The organism is Actinomadura sp. 9N407 (genome assembly GCF_044326315.1).
In the GTDB taxonomy this organism is placed as follows: Bacteria; Actinomycetota; Actinomycetes; order Streptosporangiales; family Streptosporangiaceae; genus Spirillospora.
Genome location: NZ_JBIRAW010000002.1, coordinates 549922 through 574671 on the forward strand (window position 1 = coordinate 549922; position 24750 = coordinate 574671).

Genomic DNA, 24750 nt, shown 5'->3' on the forward strand with positions numbered 1-24750 from the left:
GGGCGTACGGGGCACACCGGCGGGTCTCAGGCCCTTCCCTCCGGGACCTCACCGACGCGGGCGGCGGCCGGGTCCAGGACGCGGGACAGGAACGTCCGGGTGCGCTCGTGCCGGGGGTCGTCGATCACCCGGGCCGGCGGGCCCTCCTCGACCACGACGCCGCCGTCCATGAACACCACCCGGTCGGCCACCTCGCGGGCGAAGCTCATCTCGTGGGTGACCACCAGCATGGTCATCCCCTCCTCGGCCAGCTCCCGCATGACGCCGAGCACGTCGCCGACCAGCTCGGGGTCCAGCGCGGAGGTCGGCTCGTCGAAGAGCATCACCTCGGGGCCCATCGCCAGGGCCCGCGCGATCGCCACCCGCTGCTGCTGCCCGCCCGACAGCTGGGCCGGATAGGCGGCGAACTTGTCGGCCAGCCCGACCCGTTCCAGCACCTCGCGGGACGTGCGCTCGGCCTCGGCCTTGCCGCGCTTGAGCACCTTGCGCTGCGCGATCGTCACGTTCCCGAGCGCCGTCAGGTGCGGGAAGAGGTTGAACGACTGGAACACCATGCCGATCCGGCGCCGTACGGCGTCGATGTCGACCTCGGGGTCGGTGATCTCCGCGCCGACGACCCGTACCGACCCGGCGTCGGGCTCCTCCAGCAGGTTGACGCAGCGCAGCAGGGTGGACTTGCCCGACCCGGAGGGGCCGATCACGCAGACCACCTCGCCGGGATCGACGTGGAAGTCGATCCCGCGCAGCACGTGGTTCGTCCCGAACGACTTGTGCAGGTCGGTGATGTTGACGGCACCGCCGGCCGCCGCCGCGTCCTGGGGCCCGACCGCCGCGTCCCGGGGCTCGCCGCCCGTGTCCATCGGGTCCTTCGTGTCCTTCGGTTCCTGAGCGTCCGTCATCGTGCCGCCTTCCGCTGCCGTGCCTCCAGCCGCCGGGCCAGCAGGCTCAGCGGGATCGTGAGCAGCAGGTAGCAGATGCCCGCCACGACGATCGGCGTGGTGTTGCCCTGCTCGCCCGCCAGGTCACGCCCGAACTTGGTCAGCTCGCGCTGGTCCAGCGTGACGCCGAGGAAGAGCACCAGCGAGGAGTCCTTGCACAGCAGCACCAGCTGGTTGGTCAGCGGCGGGATGATGATCCGGAACGCCTGCGGGATGACGATCGAGAACATCGCCCGGCCGTGCGACATGCCGAGCGAGCGCGCCGCCTCCCGCTGCCCGGGCGGCACCGCCTCGATGCCCGCCCGGATCGTCTCGGCCATGTACGCGGTCGCGGTCAGCCCGAGCGCCAGGCCCGCCTGCCCGGCCACGCCGCCCGGGACGTTGACGCCCGGGAAGGCCAGCGGTACGCCGACGCCCACGAAGATGAAGATCAGCAGCAGCGGCAGGCCGCGGAAGACCTCGATGTAGACGGTGGCGAACCAGCGGTACGGGGCCACCGACGACAGCCGCATCAGGGCCACGACCAGCCCCGCCACCAGTCCGAGCGCGAAGCCGAGCCCGGTGTAGGCGGCGGTGTTGAGCAGCCCGACCGACAGGATCTCCGGGAACAGCTCCCTGGCCACGTCCATGTTGGCGAAGTTCTCGCGCAGCTGCGGCCAGTCGGCCAGCAGCACGATCACCACGACGACCGCGGCGAACAGCCCGTACTGCCCGCCCAGGGTGAGCTGACGGCGGCGCCGCCGGGACATCCCGGCCGGCGCCGCCACCTTGGCGGGCTCAGCCGTCACGGAGTCCCGCCGGAGCCGTCGGCCTTGGGCATCGGACCGATCCACTTCTCGTAGATCTTCTTGTACGTGCCGTCCGCCATGGCGTCGGCGATGGCCTTGTTCGTCATCTCGACGAGCTTGGGATTGTGGCCCTTGCGCATCCAGAACCCGTACTGCTCACCGGTCTCCAGGTTCGCCACGATGGCGTACTTGGCGGCGTTGGCCGAGTCCTTCAGCCAGCCCTGCACGACCGGGTAGTCCTGGACGATCACGTCGACCTGGCCGGTGCGCAGGCCGTCCAGCTCGGCCAGCGAGTTGTCGAAGGAGCGCGGGTCCATCCCCTTCTCCTTGACGAAGCCCTCACCGGTGGTGCCGGCCTGGGAGCCCAGCTTGAGCTTCTTGGTCTTGACGTCGTCCAGCGAGGTGATCCCGCTGTCCTTCTTGGCCATCAGCGCCTGGGTGGCGTCGAAGTACGGCTTCGACACGTCCATGAACTTGACCCGATCGGGCTTGATCGTCATGCCGCCCATGACGATGTCGCACTTGCCGGCGTTCAGCGCCGAGCCCGTCTTCATGGTCTCGAACGGGGTGTCGATGATCTTCTGGGTGACGCCGAGCTTCTTGGCCACCAGATCGACCATGTCCACGTCGAACCCGACCACCTTGCCGTTCTTCTCCTCCTGGAACGGCGGGTAGGGCAGGTGCGTGCACGAGGTCAGCGTGCCCTGCTTGATGAGCTTGACGCCCTGCACCGTGGCACCTTCGTCGCCGCCGCCACAGGCGGTGGCCGTCGTCAGCGTCAGCGCGATCGCCGCCGTGCCCAGCGCGAGGCGCCGGGGGGTAGATCCGGACACGATTCCTCCTGTTTTTCCTGCAGATCGCCGGACCATACCGCGCGGTGCGCCGATCGAACGGTCCGCCTCCCCCTTCCATTTCCCGAAATTTGACGTGGCGATCGTCGGCTCGGTCTCAGAATGATCAATAACGTGGTTCGTGTCGTGGACGCCTCAATGCTGCTCTCGCTCGCCGACCGGGCCACCGCCCTGTCGGCGCCCTCGGTCATGCGCGCCGACGCGTGGCGGCTGGGCGAGCGGGTCGACTCCTGGGCGCGGGGCCGTGGCCTGGTGCTGGGCGACCCGGACAACTCGCCGCTCGGCCGGGCCCGCTGCGAACGGCTGGCCGGCCGGCTGTTCCCGTCCGCCGACCCGTCCCGGGTCGATCTCTTCGCGCGCTGGCTGACCTGGACGTTCGCGCTCGATGACACGCTCGACGAGGCCTCGGTGTCGGGCAGCGCCACCGCCGTCCACGCGGTGTTCGAGGACCTGCTGAAGGCGATCAGGCGCGGCCACGCCAGTCCCGGGGCCCGGCCGCTGGAGACCACGATCGTCGAACTGTGGCGGGCGACCGGCGGCCTGATGACCCTCGAGTGGCGCCGCCGCTTCCTGGCCCACCTCGACGAGCACCGGACGGGCTGCGCGGACCAGGCCGTCCACCGCCGGATCCGGCAGATGCCGTCCCCCGACACGTACCCGGCCCTGCGCCGCCGCGGCGCCGCCCCGTTCCTGTACGACCTGGTCGAGGCCGTGCTCGGGGTGGAACTGCCCGAACGGCTGCTGGCGCTGCCCGCCTGGACCTCCCTGCTGGAGGGCACCGCCGACGTGCTGACCTGGTCGAACGACATCGCCTCGTACAGCCGCGAGTCCGTGCTCGGCGACGTGCACAACCACGTGATCGTGCTGGCCGCCGCGTACGGCGTCGAGCCCGCCCAGGCCGGCGCCCAGGTCGCCGACCGCATCGCCGTCAAGGCCGACGAGGTCCTGACCGGGACCCGCGCGATGGTGAGCACCATCGGCAAGCTGCGGCTGTCGGCCGCCGAGTGCGCGGCCGCCCGCCAGGTCGTCCGGGTCCTGCTGGGGGCCCCGCGCGCGCACATCGACTGGCTCGCCGAATCCGGCCGGTATACCTCCGGTTTCAGCGGGCATCGTCTGGACGCACTGGCCTCGCTGCGCTGACGGCTGGCGCGCGACGGCACTTCTCGTCATAATGACGATACCTATTCGCCTCCTTTAGGCTGGTTGATGTGGCACAGCTACGGATCGCACTCGCACAGGTGAACCCGACGGTCGGCGATCTGGAGGGCAACGCCGACCTGATCGTCGACCGGACCCGGCGTGCCGCCGACGCGGGCGCGCACCTGGTCGCCTTCCCCGAGATGGCCCTGACCGGCTACCCGGTCGAGGACCTCGCACTGCGCTCCTCGTTCGTCGAGGCCTCCCAGCGCGCGCTGGAACGCACCGCCCGCCGGCTCGCCGACGAGGGCCTCGGCGACATCCCGGTCGTCACCGGCTACCTCGACCGCCGCCCGGTCAGCCAGGCGCGCGCGGGCATGCCCGCCGGCTCCCCCCTCGACGCCGCCGCCTGGCTGCACCGGGGCGAGGTCCTGATCCGTTCCGCCAAGCACCACCTGCCCAACTACGGCGTCTTCGACGAGTACCGCATCTTCGTCCGCGGCGACACGCTGCCCGTCATCCGGGTGAACGGCGTGGACGTGGCCACCGTGATCTGCGAGGACCTCTGGCAGGACGGCGGCCCGGTCAGCGTCACCTCCACCGCCGACGCCGGCCTCCTGCTGGCCATCAACGCCTCCCCGTACGAGCGCAACAAGGACGACGTCCGGCTGGAACTGTGCGCCGACCGCGCCCGCGAGGCCGGCTGCGCCCTGGCCTACGTCAACATGGTCGGCGGCCAGGACGAGCTGGTCTTCGACGGCGACTCCCTGATCGTCGGCGCCGACGGCGCCCCGCTCGCCCGCGCCCCCCAGTTCGTCGAGCACCTCCTGCTCGCCGACCTGGACCTGCCCGCCGCGGCCCTGGAACCCGTCACCGGCCCGGTCAACGCCCTCGACGGCACCACCATCACGATCGACCACCGGGTCGTCGGCGAGAGCGTCCCGCCCCGCTACCGCCCGAACCCGCACACCGCCGTCACTCCCCTGGACGACCTGGCCGAGGTGTACGGGGCGCTCGTCCTCGGCACCCGCGACTACACCCGCAAGAACGGCTTCCGCTCAGTCCTCCTGGGCCTGTCCGGCGGCATCGACTCCGCCCTGGTCGCCACCATCGCCGCCGACGCCCTCGGCCCCCAGGACGTCCACGTCGTCCTGCTCCCCAGCCGCTACTCCACCGAAGGCTCGGTCACCGACGCCGAAGAGCTGGTCAAGCGCCAGGGTCTGCACTCCCGGATCGTCCCGATCCGCGGCATGGTCGACGCCTTCGAGGCCGAACTCGACCTGCACGGCCTCGCCGACGAGAACCTCCAGGCCCGCATCCGCGCCACCATCTGGATGGGCCTGTCCAACGAGCACGGCCACCTCGTCCTCACCGGCGGCAACAAGAGCGAGCTGGCCACCGGCTACTCCACCCTCTACGGCGACTCCGCCGGCGGCTTCGGCCCCATCAAGGACCTGACCAAGACGATGGTCTGGGCCCTGGCCCGGTGGCGCAACACCCAGACCGGCACGAGCCTGCCCTTCCTGCACCCGTTCGAGCAGGAACCCATCCCCGAGGCCATCATCGTCAAGGAGCCCTCCGCCGAACTCCGCCCCGACCAGAAGGACCGCGACACCCTGCCCCCCTACGACGTCCTCGACCCCCTCCTGGTCGACTACGTCGAGCGCGACATGGGCCGCGACGCCCTGATCGCCGCCGGCCACGACACCGCCCTGGTCGAACGCGTCATCCGCCTGGTCGACCTGGCCGAGTACAAGCGCCGCCAGTACCCGCCCGGCCCCAAGATCACCGCCAAGAACTTCGGCCGCGACCGCAGACTCCCCATCACCAACCGCTGGCGCGAGGTGTTGTAAGAGACCTTAGAAACTCACGCTCGGTGGTGGTTCTGGCCTGGCCAGGTGGACATGGGTTCGTGGGGGTCGGGGTCGACGCCGGGGACGATCTGCTCGCACCAGACGACCTTGCCGGCGGCGGTACGGCGGGTGCCCCAGCGGTGGGCGAGCTGGCTGACGACCAGGAGGCCACGGCCGTTCTCGTCGTCGTCGGCTGCGCGGCGGAGCCGGGGCAGGGCGGCGGAACGGTCGAGGACCTCGCAGACGAGGGTGCGTTCCAGCAGGAGGCGCAGCTGGATCGGCTCGTCGGGGGCGTAGCGCAGGGCGTTGGTGATGAGCTCGGAGGCCAGCAGCTCGGTGGTGTAGGCCAGCTCGCCGAGGCCCCATTCCTCCAGGCGGGTGCGGACCAGGCCGCGGGCGCGGCGTACGGCGGCGGGGTCGGAGGGGAGCGTCCAGGAGGTCCAGCGGTCCTCGGGGAGGCGGCGCAGCCGGGCGAGCAGGACGGCGATGTCGTCGCGGTGGTGGTCGGCGTAGACGCCGGCGAGGGTGGCCTTGGCGAGGTCCTCCATCGAGCGGTCGGCGGTGTCGGGGCCGAAGATGCTCTGGAGCCGGGCCAGGCCGTCGTCGATGTCGCGGCCGCGGTTCTCCACCAGGCCGTCGGTGTAGATGACGAAGACGCTGCCGTCCTCGACCTGGAACTCGCGGCTCTCGATGGTGGCCGTGCCCGCGACGCCGAGCGGCGGGGCGGGCGGGACCTCCAGGTAGTCGTTGGTGCCGTCGGGGCCCACCAGGAGGGGCGGCAGGTGGCCGGCGGAGGCGACCTCCAGGGTGCCGGAGGTGGCGTCGTAGACGGCGTAGACGCAGGTGGCGAAGTGCGGCTCCTGCTCGCCGAGCTCCATCATCAGCTCGTGCATGACGTGCAGCGCGTCGGCGGGCGGCAGCTCGAGGTTGGCCAGCGTGTGCAGCGCGGTGCGCAGCCGGCCCATGGTGACGGCGGCGCGCACGCCATGGCCGGCGACGTCGCCGACGATCAGCGCGACGCGGGCGCCGGGCAGCGCGATCGACTCGTACCAGTCGCCGCCGACCTCGACCAGCTTGCTGCCGGGCAGGTAGCGGTGCCGGACCTCGACCGAGGAAGGCGCCGACAGGCGGTGCGGGAGCAGGCTGCGCTGCAGGGCGAGGGCGGTGGCGCGTTCCCGGCTGAACAGCCGGGCGTTGTCGACGACGATGGCGGCGCGGGCGGCGAACTCCATGCCGATCTCGACGTCGTAGGCGTCGAACCGGCGGAAGCCCGGCACCCGGGTGCAGGCGATGAAGCCCAGCAGGGTGTCGCGGGCGATCAGCGGCAGCAGCACCATCGAGACGCCGGTGAGCAGCTCGCCCGCCGGGGTGCGGCGCCACCGGGACGCGATGTCGGCGGCCTTGTCGACGTCGACGTGCGGTACGTGGACGGGGCTCGCGGTCTCCAGGACCTCGCGGTACGGCGTGCCCTCCGGGTAGACCAGGACCTCGCCGACCGGGAACGTGGCGGTCCACATGGGGTTGCCGTCGTCGGAGGTGACGGCGATCCGGCGCAGCACGGCCGCGCCCGATTCGCTGTGCACCTCGTCGGCGGCCACCAGGCTCTCCAGGACCAGGACGGAGGCCGTGGTGCAGTAGTGCGGGACGATGACGTCGACCAGGCCTTTGGCGGACTGGTCGAGGTCGAGGGAGGCGCCGAAGCGGGTGAGCGGGTCGTCCATCAGGGCCCGCCGCATCAGCGCGGGGTCCTGGTAGCGCTCGCTGGGCGGCAGTGCCACCCGGACGTGCAGCAGGCCCAGCGGGGCCTCGCCGCCGACCATCGGCTGCGCGGTGACGATGGCGTCGGTGGTGGCCGGCTTGGCCGGGTGGGCTCCGTTGGCGTCGGTGCCGTGGTCGCCGCGGCGCACGCACAGCACGGCCCTGCGCTCCTGGCCGGAGGCGATCGCCTCCAGCAGGATGTCCATCTCGGCCTTGGACTCGTCGTCGGCCAACTCCCCCGCCGCACGGCCGATCAGATCGGCGGGCGCGTAGCCCAGCACGGCGCGGGCGTTGGGCCCGCACTGCACGATGCGTCCCGCACCGTCGATCGCCAGGACCAGGGTCCGGGACGCGGAATCGGCTCCGGCCGCATCGCCGCGTGCCGCCATGACGGATCTCACCAGACGCGCTCCAGACAGCCGGTCGACCTATCACTCCCGAGCGCCAGTATGAGGCATCGGGCACGTTCCAGGGAGAAGATCACGTCGCACAGGCCGAAATAGTGCAGAACTTCTATCTCCGCGGACCATGCTTCTGTCTGCTCGGTCATTCTGGGACGCTCTGCGGCGTCCACTATCGGCCTTTATGTGTTTCGTGTCGTGTTCGCCATTCCGTCGAGCAGGGTGTCCACCACCGCCTCGGCGAAGCCCTCCGGGAACCGGTCCTGCGGGGCCTTGTGGGCCAGCGAGCCCACCAGGAGGGCGATGGCCACGTCCAGATCGAGGCCGGGACGCAGTTCGCCGCGCTCGACCCCCTTTTCCAGAACGCGGCGGAGTACTTCACGGCGAGGCGAGATCACGTCGTGGTAGTAGCGGGCGTAGAGCTCAGGGTGCTTCTCGGCACTGCCCACCACGTTCCAGAAGCAGCGCGCGTGCCGGTGCGCGCGCTCGGTGCCCATGGACCGCGCGATGGTGAGCAGGTCGGCGCGTACCGAGACGCCCGCCGGCTCGCTCAGCGGGGTCTTGGCGGCGGCCAGGGCGCCGACGATCAGCGCCTCCTTGTTGGGCCAGCGGCGGTAGATCGTGGTCTTGCCCACGCCGGCGCGGGCCGCCACGGCCTCGATCGAGACCCCGGCCACCCCCGACTCAGCGGCCAGCAGGTCGAGCGTGGCCTCGATGATGGCCTTCTCAGCCCGCTCACTGCGGGGCCTGCCGGGGCGGCCCGTCGTCGTCTCGGTCATCGCGGCATCCTTCTCCCCACCTGTCTCCCCACCTGTTCTCCCACCTGTCCTCACACCCGCGCGCTCTCCCGCTCGTCCGCCTGGGCCGCGGCTGCGGAGGCGGTACGGCCGGGCATCCACTTCAGCACGACCAGGGCGCCGATGAGCGCGACCACGGCCGCCGCGCCCGCCGCGGTCTGCATCGCGTTGACGAACGCGGTGTCGGCGGCGCCGGTGAGCCCGTGGGCCGCCGCCCCGAGCCGTTCGGCCACCGCGTGGGCGCCCTCGATCGACTCGCCCGCGGCGGTACGGAGGCCGGGCGGAAGGGCTTCCAGCTGAGCCGACAGCTCGTCGCGGTAGATGGAGGCGACGACCGAGCCGAGGACGGCGACGCCCATCGCGACCGCGACCTGCCGGGCGGTGTTGTTGAGGGCCGAGCCGGCACCCGCCTTCTCGCGGGGCAGCGCGGACATGACCGACTCGGTGGCGGGCGGCATCACATTGGCCATCCCGGCGCCCTGGACGAAGAACACCGCGCCCATCACCCAGAGCGGGGTCTCGGTGCCGATGCCGAGCACCGGGTACGCGGCGAGCGCGGCGGCGACCAGGAGAAGGCCGACCGTGCAGACCGCCCTGGCGCCGAAGCGGCGGACCAGCGCGGCGCTGCGGGGCGAGAACATCAGCTGCGCGGCGGCGAACGGCAGCAGCATCGCGCCGGACTCCAGGGCCGACAGCCCGCGGACGGACTGCAGGTAGAAGCCGGAGAAGAAGAACACGCCCGCGGCGGCGAAGAAGCACAGCGCGATCGCGGCCACCGCGGCCGACAGCCGCGGGTCGCGGAACAGCCGGACGTCGAACGCGGGGTTGTCGGAGCGCGCCTCGTGCCGGGCGAACAGCGCCAGCACGGCCACGCCCGCCGCGATCGGGCCGAGCACGCCGGGCTCCAGCCAGCTGCCGCGCTCGCCGCCCTGGATGATCCCGTACGAGAGGGCGACCAGGCCCACGATCGACATCAGCACGCCGGCCGGGTCGACCCTGCCCGGCTCGGGGTTGCGCGACTCGGGCACCAGGAACGCCATCAGGACGGCGCCGAGCGCGATGACCGGCACGTTGACCAGGAACACCGAGCCCCACCAGAAGTGCTCGAGCAGCAGGCCGCCGGTGACCGGGCCGATGGCGATGGCGAGGCCGACCGCGCCGCTCCAGATCCCGATCGCGCGGGCGCGCTCGTGCGGCTCGAACACGTTGGTGATGATCGACAGCGTCTGCGGCATGATCGCCGCGCCGCCCAGCCCCATCAGCGCGCGGGCCCAGATGAGCTGGTCGGGCGACCGCGAGTACGCCGAGAGCAGCGAGGCCACCGCGAACATGACCATCCCGGCGACCATGACCCGCTTGCGCCCGAGCCGGTCGCCGATCACCCCGAAGGTGAACAGCAGCCCGGCGAAGACCAGCGTGTAGGAGTTGATCGCCCACTCCAGCTGGCTCTGGGTGGCGCCGAGCCCCACCTCCGGATCGGCGATGGTCTTGAGGGCGACGTTGAGGATGGTGTTGTCCAGGACCACGACGAGCAGGCTGAACGTCAGCACGCCGAGGATGTACCAGCGCCTTCGATGGATGGTCTCGGGTGTCACGGAGGGTCCTCCCTGGGTCCCGGGGCGGGGTTCCCGGGGAAGATCGTTCGATCCGGCGTTGGCCGATCCGGCGTCGTTCGACACTGCGTCGTTCGACACGGGGGCGTTCGACACGGGGGCGTTTCGTATTTCGAGCGTACGCCCGGCCTCATCGATACGCAACCGTATCGTTTCGCAATCACCGAGCCCCGCGACGGTCCCGTTCGGACGGGCGGGAATCTGGGGGGTAGGCGAATCGTTGGGTGAGTGGGATCATCGAACCCGTCCGGGTACGCCACCGTGGCGCCTCGAGACTGGAGGTACACCGTGTCTTCTTCCGCTGCCCCCTCGCAGCAGAGCATCCAGCAGAACGCCCAGCCGACCGGCCTGTACGGCGGCAAGGGCGAACGGCGGGTCACCGTCCGCGACATCGCGGCCGCCAAGGAGCGGCACGAGAAGTGGCCGATGCTGACCGCCTACGACGCCCTCACCGCGCGGGTCTTCGACGACGCCGGCATCCCGGTGCTGCTCGTCGGCGACTCCGCCGCCATGGTCGTGTACGGGTACGACTCGACGATCCCCGTCACCGTCGACGACCTCATCCCGCTGACCGCGGCCGTCGTCCGCGGCTCCAAGCGCGCCATGGTCGTCGCCGACCTCCCGTTCGGCTCGTACCAGACGGGCGTGGCCGAGGGACTGGCCACCGCGACCCGCTTCCTCAAGGAGACCGGCGCGCACGCCGTCAAGCTGGAGGGCGGCCGCCGCGTGCTGCCCCAGGCCGAGGCGATGGTCGCCGCCGGCATCCCGGTGATGGCGCATCTCGGCCTCACCCCGCAGTCGGTGAACGCCTTCGGCGGCTACCGCGTGCAGGGCCGCGGCCAGGCGGGCGACGAGCTGATGGCCGACGCCAAGGCGCTCGAGGCGGCCGGCGCGTTCGCGGTCGTCCTGGAGTGCGTCCCCGAGGACCTGGCCGCCAGGGTCACCGCCTCGCTGTCGATCCCGACCATCGGCATCGGCGCCGGCGACCACACCGACGCGCAGGTACTGGTCTGGCAGGACATGGCCGGACTGTCGCCCCGTACCGCCAAGTTCGTCAAGAAGTACGCCGACCTGGCGACCATTCTCGGCGACGCCGCCCGCAGCTACGCCGACGATGTCGTAGGGGGCGTGTTCCCCGCGCCCGAGCACGCCTACCACTGAGCACGGCGCCCACCAGGCGCGGCGCCCACCGGGCGCGGCGCCCACCAGGCGCGGCGATCCAGGCGCGGCGATCCAGGCGGTCCCTCCCAGGAGGGATCGCCTGGGCGTCACGAAAGCCCGCCCCGGCGCGAGGACATGCCTTCGGGCCTGCCTCGCGCCGTTGCTTTCCTGCCAGAGTCGCTTTCGGCCAGGGGGCGGTTTCCGGTCAGGAGGCGGGGCGTCCGCCGCCGTCCTTGCCGGGGGTGTGCCGTACGCGGCGGGAGGAACGGGCGACGATCAGGCGGTCGCCGGGCTCCAGGCGGGCGCACGCGGCGTCGTCGTACGGCAGCGTCCGCCCGTCCCGGACGACCGCGATCGCGGGCTCTCCGACGGCACTGGCCGGGCCGCCCACCTCCTCCGGGCGCACATCGCGTTCCACCAGGTCCAGGCCCGAGCCCTGGACCAGCAGCTCTTCGATGATCTCGCTGACGTAGGGCTGGCTGGTGGAGACGCCGAGCAGCCGGCCGGCGGCCTCCGACGAGGTGATGACGTGGTCGGCGCCGCTCTGCCGCAGCAGCGGCACGTTCTCGGACTCGCGGACCGACGCCTGGATCTTGGCGTCCGGGTTGAGCTGCCGCGCGGTGAGCGTGATCAGCACGGACGTGTCGTCGCGCGCGCTGGCCACCACGACGACGCGGGCCCGGTCGACCGCCGCCTGGCGCAGCACCGAGCTGCGGGTGGCGTCGCCGACGATCCCCACCAGGCCCGCCTCGGCGGCCTCGGCGACGATCCGCGGATCGGGGTCCACCACGACGATGTCGTCGCGGTGCACGCCCGTCGTGAGCAGGGTCTTGATGGCGCTACGGCCCTTGGTTCCGTAGCCGGCCACCACGATGTGGTCGCGCACCCGTGCCCTCCAGCGGGACAGCCGCCAGTCGGCGCGGGTGCGTTCCGCCAGGACCTCCAGGGTCGTGCCCACGAGGACGATGAGGAACAGCACCCGCACCGGAGTGACGAAGACGATGTTGACCAGCCGCGCGGACGCGCTGACCGGCGTGATGTCGCCGTAGCCGGTCGTGGAGACGGTGACCGTGGCGTAGTAGAGGCAGTCGAGCGGCGACAGCGGCCCGCCGGCGCTGTCGCGGTACCCGCTCCGGCCCGCGTAGACGACCCCGACCACCGAGAACAGCAGCAGGAGCGCGATCCCGACCCGTTTCAGGACCGCGCTCACCGGTCCGGTACGGGTCGAGGGCAGCAGGACCGGTGGTCCGGCCGCGGCGTCCTCGTCGGCTTTCACGATCAGAACCGTACTGCCAGAACCGTCGTGGCGGACGGGATCAGACGTCGGTGATCCGCAGCCCGGCGTGCGCCTTGTAGCGGCGGTTCATCGAGATCAGGTTGGCGGTGAACGCCTCGACCTGGCCGGCGTTGCGCAGCCGCCCGCCGTACACGCCGCGCATCCCGGGGATGCGGCCGGCCAGCGCCTGCACCAGGTCGGTGGCCTCCCGGTCGTCGCCGAGCACCAGGACGTCCAGCTCCATCTCGCCGACCTCGGGATCCAGCAGCAGCTTGGCCGACACGTGGTGGAACGCGGCCACGACGCGGGCCTCCTCCAGGACGGCCGCGGCCTGCTGGGCGGCGCTACCCTCCTCGACCGGCAGCGGGAACGCGCCGCGCTTGTCGAAGCCCAGCGGGTTGACGCAGTCGACGACGATCTTCCCGGCCAGCTCGGTGCGCAGCGACTCCAGCGTGGCCTTGTGGCCGTCCCACGGAACCGCCACCACGACCACGTCGGACTCGCCGGCGGCGACCGGGTTCTCGGCGCCGCGTACCGGCAGTCCCTCGCCCAGGTCGTCGGCGGCCTGCTGGGCGCGCTCGGCCTTGCGGGAGCCGATGGTCACCTGGTGGCCGGCCAGCGCGAACCGCCGGGCCAGGCCCTTGCCCTGGTCCCCGGTACCGCCCAGAATGCCGATCGTCAGCCCGGCCACGTCGGGGAGGTCATAGGGCGTCTTCTGCTGCTGCTCAGTCATGGTGCGAGTCTGCCAGGTGGCCCGCGGGCCGGGCCGAACCGGCCTGCCGCATCGCCGAAACCGCCCGCGGCACGCCCCGGCTGACGGCACCATGGACACCGTGGACGCCGAGCAGATCACGATGCTGCGCGAGGTACTGGCCGCGACCGGGTGGCTGGAGCGCACCGGCGAGTTCGGCCGGGCCCTGCGGGTGAGCGCGCGGACGCCGGGCGGCCTGCTGCTGGTGGGGACTCCGGCCGAGGACCCCTGGCACCTGGCCGCGCACCTCGACGACGAGAGCCGGCTGGCCGCGCTGCCCGGCCTGGCCCCCACGCTGGTGCGCTGGGCGCCGCCGCCCGGGGCGCCCGCGCATCTGGGGATCGGGCTGGAGCGCCTGGAGGCGGCCCGGCGCGGCGAGACGCTGTTCGTGGTCGCCGAGGACGCGGCACCCGTACCGCTGCTCGAACGGGTCGACGACGCGCGCCGTACCGGAGCGGTGATCCTCGCCCTGGAGGGCGGCGACCGGGAGCTGCGCGGGCTCGCGCACGAGGCGCTGACCGTACCGTCGCGGGACGCGCTGGTCAGCTTCGACGGCGCCCAGCACCTGGTCAGCGCCGCGGCGGGCGCCGACGGCGAGGGCGGCGGACGGCACCGCGGCCCTCGCGGGCTGCGGCACCGCCTGGCGCGGCTGCTGGACGCCGTCAGCGGCCCCACGGTCGATTAGCCCGGTCGATCAGCCCGGTCGATCAGCCCGGTCGATCAGCCCGGTCGATCAGCCGTAGGTCGGGCCGTTCGGCCGTTCAGTTGTCGTCCCGGTCCTGTTCCCGCCAGGCCTCGTTGCGCTGCCGGGCCAGTTCCAGGGCACCGGCCGCGGCCGTCTCGGACTCGTACGGTCCCATCCGGTCCTTGCCGGGGCACCCCACGCCGTGCTCGACCTTCATGTGCTTGAGGCAGAACCACCAGTCGCCGTCGTCCTTCATCTCCCGCCCTCCTCCGATCGCGATCTCGCGCCGCCTCGGGATTGGTGCCCGGAGCCGGCTGGATACACTCCCTCACTATGACGACCCAGCTACTCCGACCCGGACGCGTCTCGCCCATGCGTAAGGTTCCCGCGCACATCCCGCGCCCGGAGTACGTGGGAAAGAAGCGCCCCAGAACGGGCGAACCGGACGTCAAGACGCCGGAGATCATCGAAAGGATGCGGGTGGCCGGGAAGATCGCCGGTCAGGCGCTGGAAGAGGTCGGCAAGCACGTCAGGCCCGGCGTCACCACCGACGAGCTCGACGTCATCGGGCACGAGTTCCTGCTCGACCACGGCGCGTACCCCTCGACGCTGGGCTACCGCGGCTTCCCCAAGTCGCTGTGCACCTCCATCAACGAGGTGATCTGCCACGGCATCCCGGACGACACCGTGCTGCGCGACGGCGACATCATCAACATCGACATCACCGGGTTCATCGACGGCGTGCACGGTGACACCGACGCCACGTTCCTGTGCGGGGACGTGGACGAGGAGTCGCGGCTGCTGGTCGAGCGCACCCACGAGGCGATGATGCGCGGGATCCGCGCGGTCAAGCCGGGCCGGGCGCTGAACGTGATCGGGCGGGTCATCGAGTCGTACGCCAAGCGGTTCGGGTACGGGGTCGTCCGCGACTTCACCGGGCACGGGATCGGGACCACGTTCCATTCCGGGCTGGTCGTGCCGCACTACGACGATCCGGCCGCCACCACGCTGATCGAGCCGGGGATGACGTTCACGATCGAGCCGATGCTGACCCTCGGCGTGCACGACTACGACATCTGGAAGGACGGCTGGACGGTGGTGACCAAGGACCGCAGGCGCACCGCCCAGTTCGAGCACACGCTGCTGGTGACCGGCGACGGCCACGAGATCCTGACCCTTCCCTGACGTACCCGTGACCCCGCTCTCGGGTACAAAAAGGATCTAGAGCCCACATCGCCCAGACCGGCTCGGGAGGCGCTTTCCATGAGAGCCCCAGTGCCGTACGAACCGCGGGTACCGTCGGACAGCATGCCGCCGGGACGCGCGGCGATGAGCGTGACCTGGGCCGCGCTGCCCTTCCTCACGCTCGGGTACGCGACCCCGTTCATCTTCGCCGCGGCCGCCCTGTGGCGGCGCAGCGCCCATCTGCTGGTGGCCTCGGTGGCCTACATCGGGGTGTTCGCCCTGATGCTCACCCTGCTGGCCGGCACGGACGAGAAGACCGGCGACACGCCGGGGATGGTCGGCGTGCTGACCTTCCTGCTGGCGATCGTGGGCTGCGGCCACGCGTTCCTGATCCGCCGCAAGGTGTTCGACCCGGACGGCCTGTCGGGCGTCGACAACGAGGCGGCGATCGAGCGGGTCCGGCGGCAGCGGACGCTGCGGCAGCGGGCCAGGGAGCTGTCCGACCGCGATCCGGGCCTGGCCCGCGAGCTGGGGATCGGCCGTCCCGACCTGCCCCGCCAGTACAACGACGGCGGCCTGGTCGACGTCAACCACGCCCCGGCCGAGGTCCTGACCCTGCTGCCGGGCATCACCCCGGAGCTGGCGATCAAGATCGAGCGGGTCCGGGCCGAGACCGGCGGGTTCATGTCCGCCGAGGAACTGGCGGCCCTGGCGGGCCTGCCGCCCAACCTGACCGCGGAAGTGGCCGACTACGCCGTCTTCATCCGCTGAGCCGCCTTCTTGAAACCACGCGTCCTTGAAACCACGCGTTCTTTGAACCACGGGTTCTTTGAACCACGGGTTCTTTGAACCACGGGGGCCGGGTAAGGGACGGGAGTGGCCGCCAAGAACTCCCAGAACGCCCGTAACGACAAGCAGGCCGGCACGAAGGGCGACCGGCTCGAGGAGTACCGGGGCAAGCGTGCCGCCGGGAGGACTCCCGAACCGGTCCCATCCGACGGGCCGCTGCCCGAGGGCGACGACGACACGTTCGTGATCCAGGAGCACCACGCCCGGAGCCTGCACTGGGACCTGCGGCTGGAACGCGGCGGCGTCCTCGTCTCGTGGGCGGTCCCCAAGGGCATCCCGCCCGATCCGCGGACCAACCACCTGGCCGTCCACACCGAGGACCACCCGCTGGAGTACGCCGCGTTCCACGGCGAGATCCCCAAGGGCGAGTACGGCGGCGGCCAGATGACGATCTGGGACCGCGGCACGTACGAGACCGAGAAATGGTCCGAACGCGAGGTGAAGGTGGTCCTGCACGGCTCGCGGGTCTCGGGACGGTACGTGCTGTTCCGTACCGGGGGTAAGAACTGGATGATCCACCGGATGGACCCGCCGGCCGATCCGGACGCCGAGCCGATGCCGGAGAGCCTGCGGCCCATGCTGCCCGAGGAGCGCGACCGGCTCCCGCGCGACCCGGCCGGGTACGGGTTCGAGTTCGCCTGGGGCGGGCGCCGGCTGCTGGCGTACGTCGAGGGCGGCCGGACCCGGTTCACCGACGGCCGGGGACGCGAGATCGGCGGCCCGGCCGGGCTCGGCCCCCGGCTCGGCGAGACGCTGGGCGCGCGGCCCGCCGTCCTGGACGGCGAGCTGGCCGAGGTGGAGGGGCGCGAGACGTACCTCATCTTCGACCTGCTGTATCTGGACGGCCGGTCGCTGCTGGAGGCCCCGTACGAGGAACGCCGCGAGCGCCTGGACGAGCTGGAGCTGAACGCCGCGCGCTGGCAGACGGCCCCGTGGTACCCGGGCGAGGCCGACGCCGTACGCGCCGCCGCGCGCGGCCAGGGCCTGCCCGCCATCCTCGCCAAGCGGCTCGACTCCCCCTACGAGCCGGGCGAACGCTCGGACGCCTGGCGCCTCCTCCCGGCCTGAGCGTCGGCGGTATCCGTGTCGGCGCCCGCGCCGGACCATTCCGATCACCGTGGGGGTCGCTTCCTGAGCACGCGGGGATTTATGGTTAGGTAAGCCTCACCTAAAGCAAAGGCGGCCTGATCAGGATGACCACGATGGCAGGCGATGAGCGTACGGTCCCGTCCGAGGCGATCGAGGCGGCCCGCCCGCTCATCGCCCTGCTGCAGGCGGCGTACGACCAGTACCCCCTGGCAATCCTCCCCGGCCTTCTCGCGCCGGCGGACGACGCGTTCCTGACCGCCGACGACCCACGGGTCATGGAGCGGCTCGTCACCGCCACCCAGGCCCAGTACGAGGCGCCGCCGCACATCGCGGCGGCGCTCGCCTGGAAGGGCTACGCCTACTGGACCTCGCTGCCGGTCACCCTCGGCTGGGCGCTCAACCGGCGCGTCCCGCTGTTCACCGCGCGCGACACCCTCGTCCGCCCGCTGGACGACGAGCCGTTCGTGACCGTGGGGCTGCGCGAGATCCGGCTCGCGGTCACCGCATCCGACCCCTGCGCCGGTGCGCCGGGCACGGTGGTCGTACCGGACGAGGACGCCCTGCTCGCCCTCGTCCGGGACACATTGATCCGCGACCACTTCGCCCCGCTGGTCGAAGCGCTGCGGACCGGTACGCGGACCGGTGCGCGAGGCCTGTGGGGCACGGCCTCCGAGGCCCTGTCGGCGCCGCTGTACGGTCACGGCTCCGACCTCCCGGGCGCGGCGGAGTCGGTCCAGAAGCTGATGGACGGCCTCGGCAGGCCCGTCGCCGGACTGATGGAGATCACCGACGGGCCGCCGCCCAACCTGCGGCGCCGTACGTGCTGCCTGTGGGTCGCCCTGGGCGATCGCGACGCCTGCCCGTCCTGCTGCCTGACCCGCTGCACGTAGGCCTCCGGCACGCCCGGGAACCGGAACGCCTCGTACCCCATCAAAGGTGCACAAGGCGGCAACGGCGCGCCGCCCCCAAAAAGGATCTTCCGGGGGTTACAGTCGGTCGCGGCCGGGACACGTGAAGACGGGGGACCTCGCATGATGGGGCAGACGCACGCCCTCAGTGGCGCGCTGGTGTGGCTGGGCGCCGTGCCCCTTCTGAGCCAGGAGCGGCTGCTGGGCGACCACGCGCTCTCGCTCTCCCCCGCACAGGTGCTCGCGGGCGCCGTGGTGTGCGCGGGCGCGGCGCTGCTGCCCGACATGGACCACCACAACGGGCGCATCGCCAACACCTTCGGCCCCATCACCAAGAAGCTGTGCAAGTGGGTCGGCAAGGCCTCCGGCGGCCACCGCCAGGCCACCCACTCGATCCTGTTCGCGGTCCTGATGGCCTTGGCGATGGACACCCTGGCCACCCACTTCGTGTACGGCTGGTGGGTGGCCCTCTTCGTCATCGTCGGCTTCGGGCTGCGCGGCATCGGCCTGGACTTCGAGGGCAAGGAGCCCCAGTCCGCCCTGGCCGACTGCGCGGTCGCCCTGCTCGCCGTCTACCTCATGCACGACCTGGACATGAGCTTCGCCGGCTTCGCCGTGGGGCTCGGCTGCCTGGCGCACGTGGTGGGCGACTGCCTCACCCCGCGCGGCTGCCCGGTGTTCTGGCCGATGAAGTGGCGGACAGCCATCCCGGTGATCCCGGTGACCGACGGCAAGGTCGAGCGCTGGGTCGTCACCCCCCTGCTGACGCTCGGCGTCGCCATCCTGACCATCCGCTCGGTCCTCGGCGAGGTCAGCACCAACTGGCTCACCCGCGGCTGACCGGCCGGAACGGGCCGGGCCTTTGTGACACGGCTAGTACCGGGTGACCAGGGCGATGCGGTCGTGGTCGACCAGGAAGCCGTCGGAGACGAAGGTGATCTCGCCGCCGTACTCCAGCGCGTCCTCGATCACGTTGTCCACCAGGTCGTCCACGACCCCGTGGCCCTTGAGGCAGCCGACCCGGCCCTCGACCGGAATGGTGTCGCCGCCGCTCTTCACCCCCGGCTGGTAGTAGCCGCGCTCGACCACCAGATGCTCGCCGCGGCCCTCCTCGACGAGCCGGGCGACCTCCGGCAGCCCGGCGGCGTACCGCTGGAAGCCGCGCGCCGCCTCCAGCTCGGCGAGCACCGCCACCTCCTGGAGGTCCTCGTACGCCCGCAGGACCGGCTGCGCCAGCTGGGCCAGCGTCCCCGCGGAGGCGTCCTCGTAGCTGCCGTCGATCCGGCCCGCGACGGTCACCCCGGGCCCGGCCATGTCGTCGAAGTACGACTGGTGCCGGACGACGCCCGCCACGATGACCGGCCGCCGGTCCCGGGCGAGGACGGTGCCGAGCCGGGCCAGGACGTCGCGCATCAGCCGCTGATGCCGCTCGTCGGCGTGCTGCCCGCGCCGCGACCGGCGGCCCTCGCCCTCCTCCTCGAACTCCTCGGGCGCCATCGGGAAGCCGCCGCGGGTGACCTCGGTCAGCTCGTGGCTCACCCCGTCCCACAGCCGCGCCTGCTGGTCCGACAGCACCAGCAGCCAGTAGCGCGGCGTACGGGTGAACGCGGCGACCAGGTCGCGGGTCGCGAACCCGGTGTCGACGATCACCCGCTCGTCCACCGGCTGGTCGATCGTGAACGCGTGGTTCTCGCCGTCCGGGGCCGCGAACAGCACCAGCCCGTCGGCGGCCCGCCGCGGATCCAGCTCGGACGCGGCCCGTTCCAGGCCGCGGATCACCTCGTCGGCGGTACCGGGCGCGACCTCGGCGTCGTCCTTCAGCCGGTGCCGTACCTCGGCCAGCAGGTTGCGCAGGCGGATGGGGTCCTGGCGGTTCTCCGGTGCCCGGCGGCCGGTCGGCATCAGCACCGACACGGCCGGGTAGGCACGCGGCTTGCGCAGCTCGGACAGCGTGACTGCGTCCATGATCCCCCGATCGAAGCGACGTTCGCTACTGCCTCATTTCTAACGAACCACAGGTAAATCACGTGTAAGAGGTGCCTGAGAAACGGGCCGTGCGCGGGTGGAACGCGTCACACCCGCCCGAGCCGCTCGACGACGGGGGCGAACGCCCACGGTGCTTCCTGGACCCCGGGCCCCGCCCGCCGAACGGCCGCCACGGGATCCCGGCCGCGCCGGAAGGCCCTCATGACGGGCTGATGTAGCCCGTCTCGTAGGCGTAGATCACCGCCTGGGTGCGGTCGCGCGCCTGCAGTTTGGCGAGCACGTTGCCGACATGGGTCTTCACCGTCTGCGGGCTCACGAAAAGTTCGGCGGCGATCTCGGCGTTGGAGTGGCCGCGCGCCATCAGCCGCAGCACGTCGCCCTCCCGCTCGGTGAGCCGCTCGTGCCAGCGGGCGCCGGCGCGAGGCGTGTCGGCGGCGCGGTGCTCGGCCGCCAGGGCCCGGATCGCGGCCGGGAACAGCAGCGTGTCGCCGTTCACCACCATCCGGATCGCCTGCAGGATCTCCTCCGGCCGGGTGCGCTTCAGCAGGAACCCGTGCGCGCCCGCCTTGAGCGCGTCGTAGACGTACTCGTCGTTCTCGAACGTGGTGACCACGATGATCTTGGGCGGCTCGGCCATCGACTCCAGCAGGTGCCGGGTCGCCTGGATCCCGTCCAGCTTGGGCATCCGCACGTCCATCAGGACCACGTCCGGGCGCAGCCGGGACACCTGGCCGGGCACCTCGGCCCCGTCGCCGGCCTCGCCGACCACCGTCAGGTCCGGCTCGGCGTTGACGATCGCCGCCAGCCCGGCCCGGATCAGCCGCTCGTCGTCCACGAGCAGCACGCCGATCGTCATGCGTCCTCCCGGCCGGGAGAGCGCAGCGGGAGCGTGACGTCCAGCCGCCACCGCCCCTCGCCGTCCGGGCCGGCGGTCATCGTGCCGCCCAGCACGATGACCCGCTCGCGGACACCGCCGAGCCCGCGCCCGCCGCTGTGATGCCCGGCGGCACGCGCCCCTTGCGGATTGCTCATCTCCACCTCCAGTCGTTCGCCGCGCACCCCGATCCGGAGCCGTACCGGCACCTTGCCGGCGTGCCGCAGCGCGTTGGTCAGTCCTTCCTGGACAATCCGGTACGCCTCGCGCGAGACGGCGGCGGGCACCTGGTCGAGTGCCTCCGCCACGGTCGCGTCGAGCACGTTCGCATCGAGTTCGACGCCCGCGATCCTCGTCTGCTCCAGCAGCCGGTCCAGGTCGTTCAGGGTGAGCTGCGGCGCGGTACGGGAGCCGTCCTCGCGCAGCAGTCCCAGCACGTAGTCGAGATCCTCCAGGGCCGAGCGCGCCGACTCCTCGATCGCGCCGAGCGCCTCGCGGGCGAACGCCGGATCGCTGTCGAGCACCCGTCCCGCCGCGCCCGCCTGCAGGGTCACCACGCTCAGCGCGTGGCCGACCGAGTCGTGCAGCTCGCGGGCCAGGCGGTTGCGCTCGGCCAGCCGTACGGCGTGCGCCTCCATCGCGGCCAGCCGTTCGGCGGGCGAGGGGCCGAGCAGGTGCGGTGCCAGCCGGGCCAGTAGCGCGCCCGCGGCGGCGACCAGCGCCAGCAGGGCGGCCAGCATCGCCACGCCCGCGAACGGCAGCGGCCACTCGGGCCAGCCGGCCGGCGGGCCCCACGTCTCGGTGAACTGCTCGTCCCAGGACACGAACGGCGCCATGACCAAGACGGCGGCGAACGGGGGCACGGCCAGGCTCAGCGCGCTGATCACGACCCCGACGTGCAGGTGCACGGCGAACCAGGTACCGGAACGGGCCCGGGTCTCCCAGCTCCGCGCCGTACCGGCGGGCAGCCCGGCGATGGCGCCGCCGACCAGTTCCCTGGCCGCGGCGCCCTCCAGCAGCCGGACGGCGGGCACCAGGCCGGTGACGAACGCGCCGCCCATCGGAAGCACGACCAGGATCGCCACGGCCTGCGCGAACGGGTTGCCCAGCTGGAGGGCCGGCACGATCCCGATGCCGAGGAACCAGTACGGCATGAGCAGGGCTCCGCCGGCGACGAGGTAGGCCCAGCGCCGCCGGAAGGCCCGGTCGAGAATCGCCCGGAACGGGGCCAAGGCACGGGAACTGCGGATCACGTCCCGATCCTCGCAGAAGGCACGGGCGACGGGTTCCCCCGCACGGGGGAACCCGTCCCGTTCACGACCTGCCGGAACGCTCGTCGCGCTCGGCCAGCTTGGCCAGCCGGGCGTTGTACGCGCCGAGCTCGTCGTCCTCGGCGATCTCACCGACGATCCCGGCGGCCTCGCCGTCGGCCCGGCGCTGCTCGGCGCGGTCGGCCTGGCGGTCCTCCCGCTTGGCCTGCCGCTGGTCGTCGAAGTACCACTGGAAGGCCAGCGCGAGCAGCACGATGAACGTCGGGATCTCGCCGAAGCCCCAGGCGATCGCGCCGCCGGTGTGCTGGTCCTTGATCAGCGAGGTGCCCCACGGCGGGTCGACGGCGGTGTACCAGGCGCGCGCCAGCGGCTCCCCGAGGTTCATCAGCGCGATGCCGAAGAAGGCGTGGAACGGCATGGTGACGAACAGCAGCAGGATCCTGCCCGGGTACGGCAGCTTGCGCGGGGCCGGATCGACGCCGATCAGGACCCAGAAGAACAGCGTGCCCGCGGCCAGGAAGTGCGCCGACATCGCGATGTGCCCGAGGTGGTTGCGCATCGCGGCCTCGAACAGCGGCGTGAAGTACAGCACGAAGGTGCTCACCACGAACAGCAGCGTGGCCACGGCCGGATGCGCGATGAACGCGGTGGCGCGGCTGTGCAGCGCGGCCGTCAGCCATTCGCGCGGGCCCCGGTCGCCGCGGACCGCGGCGGGCTTGAGCGCGCGCAGGGCCAGCGTGACCGGGGCGCCCATGACCAGGAAGATCGGGGCCAGCATGTTGAGCACCATGTGCTGGGCCATGTGCACGCTGAACAGGATCGGGGAGTACGTGGCCACGCCCGTCTGGGTGGCCACCAGGATGGTCACCAGGCCGACCAGCCAGGCCGCCGTACGGCCGGGCGACCAGCGGTCGCCGCGCCGCCGCATCCGGACCACGCCGGCCAGGTAGAGGCCGCCGAGCACCAGGACGAGGGCGGCGAAGAAGAGGTCGAACTGCCACAGCGTCGCCAGCCGGGCGGGGGTCAGCGCGGGCGGCATGTCGTACCCGATGAGGGCCTTCACCGCCGACTCCTCGGTGAGCGGCGCGGGCGGCGCGGTACGGGCCAGCGCCACCGCCAGCCCCATCGTGGCCGCCATCACGGCCACCTCGACGGTCGCCAGCCGGGCGAACGCGCCGGGCCGGCGCTCGGTCAGGGCGGGCAGCGTCCGGCGGCGGTGCCACCAGCCGAACCAGCCCAGCGCCGCGAACGCGACGATCTTGCCCAGCGCCAGCCGGCCGTAGTTCGTGCTGAACAGCTCGGCCGGGTCGGGCATCCGGGCGATCACGTTGATCAGCCCGCTGGCGCCGACCACGATGTAGCACCACAGCGCCATCCGGCTGAACCGCTCGGCCATCACCCCGAGCCGGTCGCGCTTGGACAGCGCGTGCACCCCGACGATGGCCAGCCCGCCGACCCACGGGGCGATCGCGAGCACGTGCAGCGCCACGCCGGTGACCGCGACGGAGTGGTTGCCGGCCGAGGAGGAGTGGCCGGTCAGCGGGGGCGGCAGCAGCGCGATCGCGGAGAGGGCCAGCAGCCCGGCCGCGGCCGCGGGGGTCGTCGTGGTACGGGCCAGCAGCGCGACGACCACCGCGAGCAGGACCACCAGCATCAGCGCGGTGCCCTGCGGGAGCTGGCCGACATAGCTGCTCAGCTCGTTGCCGCCGATGATCTGCCCGACGGGCTGGCCCAGCACGTCGGCCACGGTGAACACCAGCGTGGCGGCGGCGGACGCGGCCCAGGCGGCGGCCATCCACGATCCGGCGCGCAGGTAGCCGATGGCGTCGTCACCGAGGCGCGGCCGATCCTTGCCGGTCGCGCCGGCCGTCATGGGCAGCAGCGCGACGGCGGCGATCAGCGCACCGACCGTCACGGCCGCGGTGAGGTTCATCGCCAGCCGCGACAGCGGCAGGCCCCAGCGGGTGACGGTGCCGGCGTCGCCCAGGCCAGGAATGATCTTCTCGGCCACCGCGCCGCCGAGCACCAGCGCGACCACGAGCCCGGCGACACCGGCGGCCACCGCGACCATCGCGGCACGCGCGATGTCCAGGCCACCACCGGTCTTGGCCGCCGCCGCCCTATTCACCGGAACCCCGCTCATCGCCGCCGCCATCGGGCTTGTCAGCACGGGGCTCGTCAGCACGGGTTTTCTCAGCACGGGTTTTCTCAGCACGGGTTTTCTCAGCACGGGGCTCGTCACCAGCGGGCTTGCCGCCGCTGGGCTTGGCGCCGCTGGGCTTGCCCGTACGGGGCGCAGCTATGGGGTGCTTGCGCCTGGCGCGGAACACGATCAGCATCCCGATCCCGATCCCGATCGCCGCGCCGATAATGATCATGACCCAGCTGGCCCCGCCGGACTTCTCCTCGCTCACCAGGCGGGTGTGGGCAAGCGCGGGCGTCGCGGAGACCGTGCCGAAGGCGAGGGCAAGAGCGGCGACAGCGCCCAGGCGGTACAGCCGCCGCGGCGGGGTGAAGGTCATCATGGGAGGCCGGGTTTCTCCAGTTCGGTGAGAAGGCCCTCCTAGACTACTGAGCCC

At 72.1% G+C, this 24750-nt stretch carries 23 protein-coding genes; 9 read left to right on the forward strand and 14 right to left on the reverse strand.

What is annotated here, in order from left to right:
- Nucleotides 1–26: 26 nt before the first annotated feature.
- The 3 genes from ACH34Q_RS05270 to ACH34Q_RS05280 are packed head-to-tail and all read right to left on the reverse strand — an operon-like array spanning nucleotide 27 to nucleotide 2559.
- Nucleotides 27–899, reverse strand: coding sequence for an amino acid ABC transporter ATP-binding protein (locus ACH34Q_RS05270; RefSeq protein WP_395981579.1), 873 nt, complete (start codon nucleotides 897–899; stop codon nucleotides 27–29).
- Nucleotides 896–1726 carry an amino acid ABC transporter permease gene (locus tag ACH34Q_RS05275; protein WP_395981580.1) on the reverse strand — a complete coding sequence of 277 codons (831 nt, stop codon included), beginning with the start codon at nucleotides 1724–1726 and terminating at the stop codon, nucleotides 896–898. Before ACH34Q_RS05275 ends, ACH34Q_RS05270 begins: the two co-directional genes overlap by 4 nt.
- Entirely contained in the window at nucleotides 1723–2559 is an 837-nt protein-coding gene (locus tag ACH34Q_RS05280) for a transporter substrate-binding domain-containing protein (RefSeq protein ID WP_395981581.1), read from the reverse strand. Before ACH34Q_RS05280 ends, ACH34Q_RS05275 begins: the two co-directional genes overlap by 4 nt.
- A gap of 132 nt (nucleotides 2560–2691) precedes the next feature.
- Between ACH34Q_RS05280 and ACH34Q_RS05285 the strand changes: the two genes are divergently transcribed.
- Nucleotides 2692–3717, forward strand: a complete 1026-nt coding sequence (locus ACH34Q_RS05285) for a terpene synthase family protein (protein ID WP_395981582.1) — start codon at nucleotides 2692–2694, stop codon at nucleotides 3715–3717.
- 68 nt (nucleotides 3718–3785) lie between these two features.
- The gene (locus tag ACH34Q_RS05290; RefSeq protein ID WP_395981583.1) at nucleotides 3786–5567 is read left to right on the forward strand and encodes an NAD+ synthase; all 1782 of its coding nucleotides are present in this window, start codon (nucleotides 3786–3788) and stop codon (nucleotides 5565–5567) included.
- A gap of 14 nt (nucleotides 5568–5581) precedes the next feature.
- Here ACH34Q_RS05290 and ACH34Q_RS05295 read toward each other — a convergent pair whose 3' ends face one another.
- From ACH34Q_RS05295 to ACH34Q_RS05305, 3 genes are all read right to left on the reverse strand, one after another.
- Entirely contained in the window at nucleotides 5582–7726 is a 2145-nt protein-coding gene (locus tag ACH34Q_RS05295) for a SpoIIE family protein phosphatase (protein ID WP_395981584.1), read from the reverse strand.
- Between the two features lie 182 nt (nucleotides 7727–7908).
- Complete coding sequence (locus tag ACH34Q_RS05300) at nucleotides 7909–8505, reverse strand: TetR/AcrR family transcriptional regulator (RefSeq protein ID WP_395981585.1); 597 nt, start codon at nucleotides 8503–8505, stop codon at nucleotides 7909–7911.
- 50 nt (nucleotides 8506–8555) lie between these two features.
- A complete protein-coding gene (locus tag ACH34Q_RS05305; RefSeq protein ID WP_395981586.1) occupies nucleotides 8556–10118 on the reverse strand; it encodes an MFS transporter in 1563 nt (520 codons plus the stop codon).
- Between the two features lie 306 nt (nucleotides 10119–10424).
- On the opposite strand from ACH34Q_RS05305, the gene panB reads away from it, so the two are divergent.
- Nucleotides 10425–11297 carry a 3-methyl-2-oxobutanoate hydroxymethyltransferase gene (gene panB, locus ACH34Q_RS05310; protein ID WP_395981587.1) on the forward strand — a complete coding sequence of 291 codons (873 nt, stop codon included), beginning with the start codon at nucleotides 10425–10427 and terminating at the stop codon, nucleotides 11295–11297.
- A 205-nt stretch (nucleotides 11298–11502) separates the two neighbouring features.
- Here the strand turns inward: panB and ACH34Q_RS05315 are convergent, their stop codons facing one another.
- Together ACH34Q_RS05315 and npdG are read right to left on the reverse strand one after the other, a co-directional pair.
- A complete protein-coding gene (locus tag ACH34Q_RS05315; protein ID WP_395981588.1) occupies nucleotides 11503–12573 on the reverse strand; it encodes a potassium channel family protein in 1071 nt (356 codons plus the stop codon).
- Nucleotides 12574–12613: 40 nt separating this feature from the next.
- Nucleotides 12614–13306 carry an NADPH-dependent F420 reductase gene (npdG, locus tag ACH34Q_RS05320; protein WP_395981589.1) on the reverse strand — a complete coding sequence of 231 codons (693 nt, stop codon included), beginning with the start codon at nucleotides 13304–13306 and terminating at the stop codon, nucleotides 12614–12616.
- A gap of 91 nt (nucleotides 13307–13397) precedes the next feature.
- Here npdG and ACH34Q_RS05325 point away from each other — a divergent pair, with 91 nt between their 5' ends.
- Nucleotides 13398–14009 carry a hypothetical protein gene (locus ACH34Q_RS05325; protein WP_395981590.1) on the forward strand — a complete coding sequence of 204 codons (612 nt, stop codon included), beginning with the start codon at nucleotides 13398–13400 and terminating at the stop codon, nucleotides 14007–14009.
- A gap of 76 nt (nucleotides 14010–14085) precedes the next feature.
- Here ACH34Q_RS05325 and ACH34Q_RS05330 read toward each other — a convergent pair whose 3' ends face one another.
- Nucleotides 14086–14265 carry a hypothetical protein gene (locus ACH34Q_RS05330; protein ID WP_395981591.1) on the reverse strand — a complete coding sequence of 60 codons (180 nt, stop codon included), beginning with the start codon at nucleotides 14263–14265 and terminating at the stop codon, nucleotides 14086–14088.
- 77 nt (nucleotides 14266–14342) lie between these two features.
- On the opposite strand from ACH34Q_RS05330, the gene map reads away from it, so the two are divergent.
- From map to ACH34Q_RS05355, 5 genes are all read left to right on the forward strand, one after another.
- On the forward strand, nucleotides 14343–15194 hold the full coding sequence (map, locus tag ACH34Q_RS05335) for a type I methionyl aminopeptidase (RefSeq protein ID WP_395981592.1): 852 nt from the start codon (nucleotides 14343–14345) through the stop codon (nucleotides 15192–15194).
- A gap of 123 nt (nucleotides 15195–15317) precedes the next feature.
- Complete coding sequence (locus tag ACH34Q_RS05340) at nucleotides 15318–15965, forward strand: ComEA family DNA-binding protein (protein ID WP_395981593.1); 648 nt, start codon at nucleotides 15318–15320, stop codon at nucleotides 15963–15965.
- 105 nt (nucleotides 15966–16070) lie between these two features.
- Nucleotides 16071–17111, forward strand: coding sequence for a DNA polymerase ligase N-terminal domain-containing protein (locus ACH34Q_RS05345; protein WP_395981594.1), 1041 nt, complete (start codon nucleotides 16071–16073; stop codon nucleotides 17109–17111).
- A gap of 134 nt (nucleotides 17112–17245) precedes the next feature.
- Nucleotides 17246–18022 (forward strand): hypothetical protein, encoded by a 777-nt coding sequence (locus ACH34Q_RS05350; RefSeq protein WP_395981595.1) that lies wholly within the window; start codon nucleotides 17246–17248, stop codon nucleotides 18020–18022.
- Between the two features lie 141 nt (nucleotides 18023–18163).
- Nucleotides 18164–18880, forward strand: coding sequence for a metal-dependent hydrolase (locus tag ACH34Q_RS05355; protein ID WP_395981596.1), 717 nt, complete (start codon nucleotides 18164–18166; stop codon nucleotides 18878–18880).
- Nucleotides 18881–18913: 33 nt separating this feature from the next.
- On the opposite strand, the gene ACH34Q_RS05360 is transcribed toward ACH34Q_RS05355, so the two are convergent.
- The 5 genes from ACH34Q_RS05360 to ACH34Q_RS05380 form a co-directional block, all read right to left on the reverse strand.
- Nucleotides 18914–20005 carry a hypothetical protein gene (locus ACH34Q_RS05360; RefSeq protein WP_395981597.1) on the reverse strand — a complete coding sequence of 364 codons (1092 nt, stop codon included), beginning with the start codon at nucleotides 20003–20005 and terminating at the stop codon, nucleotides 18914–18916.
- Between the two features lie 220 nt (nucleotides 20006–20225).
- Nucleotides 20226–20882: a response regulator gene (locus ACH34Q_RS05365; RefSeq protein WP_395981598.1), complete on the reverse strand. Its 657-nt coding sequence runs from the start codon at nucleotides 20880–20882 to the stop codon at nucleotides 20226–20228.
- Nucleotides 20879–22153: a sensor histidine kinase gene (locus tag ACH34Q_RS05370; protein ID WP_395981599.1), complete on the reverse strand. Its 1275-nt coding sequence runs from the start codon at nucleotides 22151–22153 to the stop codon at nucleotides 20879–20881. The genes ACH34Q_RS05365 and ACH34Q_RS05370 overlap by 4 nt, the downstream gene beginning before the upstream one ends.
- A gap of 61 nt (nucleotides 22154–22214) precedes the next feature.
- Nucleotides 22215–24314 (reverse strand): cytochrome c oxidase assembly protein, encoded by a 2100-nt coding sequence (locus ACH34Q_RS05375; protein WP_395981600.1) that lies wholly within the window; start codon nucleotides 24312–24314, stop codon nucleotides 22215–22217.
- Nucleotides 24292–24696, reverse strand: coding sequence for a hypothetical protein (locus ACH34Q_RS05380; protein ID WP_395981601.1), 405 nt, complete (start codon nucleotides 24694–24696; stop codon nucleotides 24292–24294). The genes ACH34Q_RS05375 and ACH34Q_RS05380 overlap by 23 nt, the downstream gene beginning before the upstream one ends.
- Nucleotides 24697–24750 lie beyond the last annotated feature (54 nt).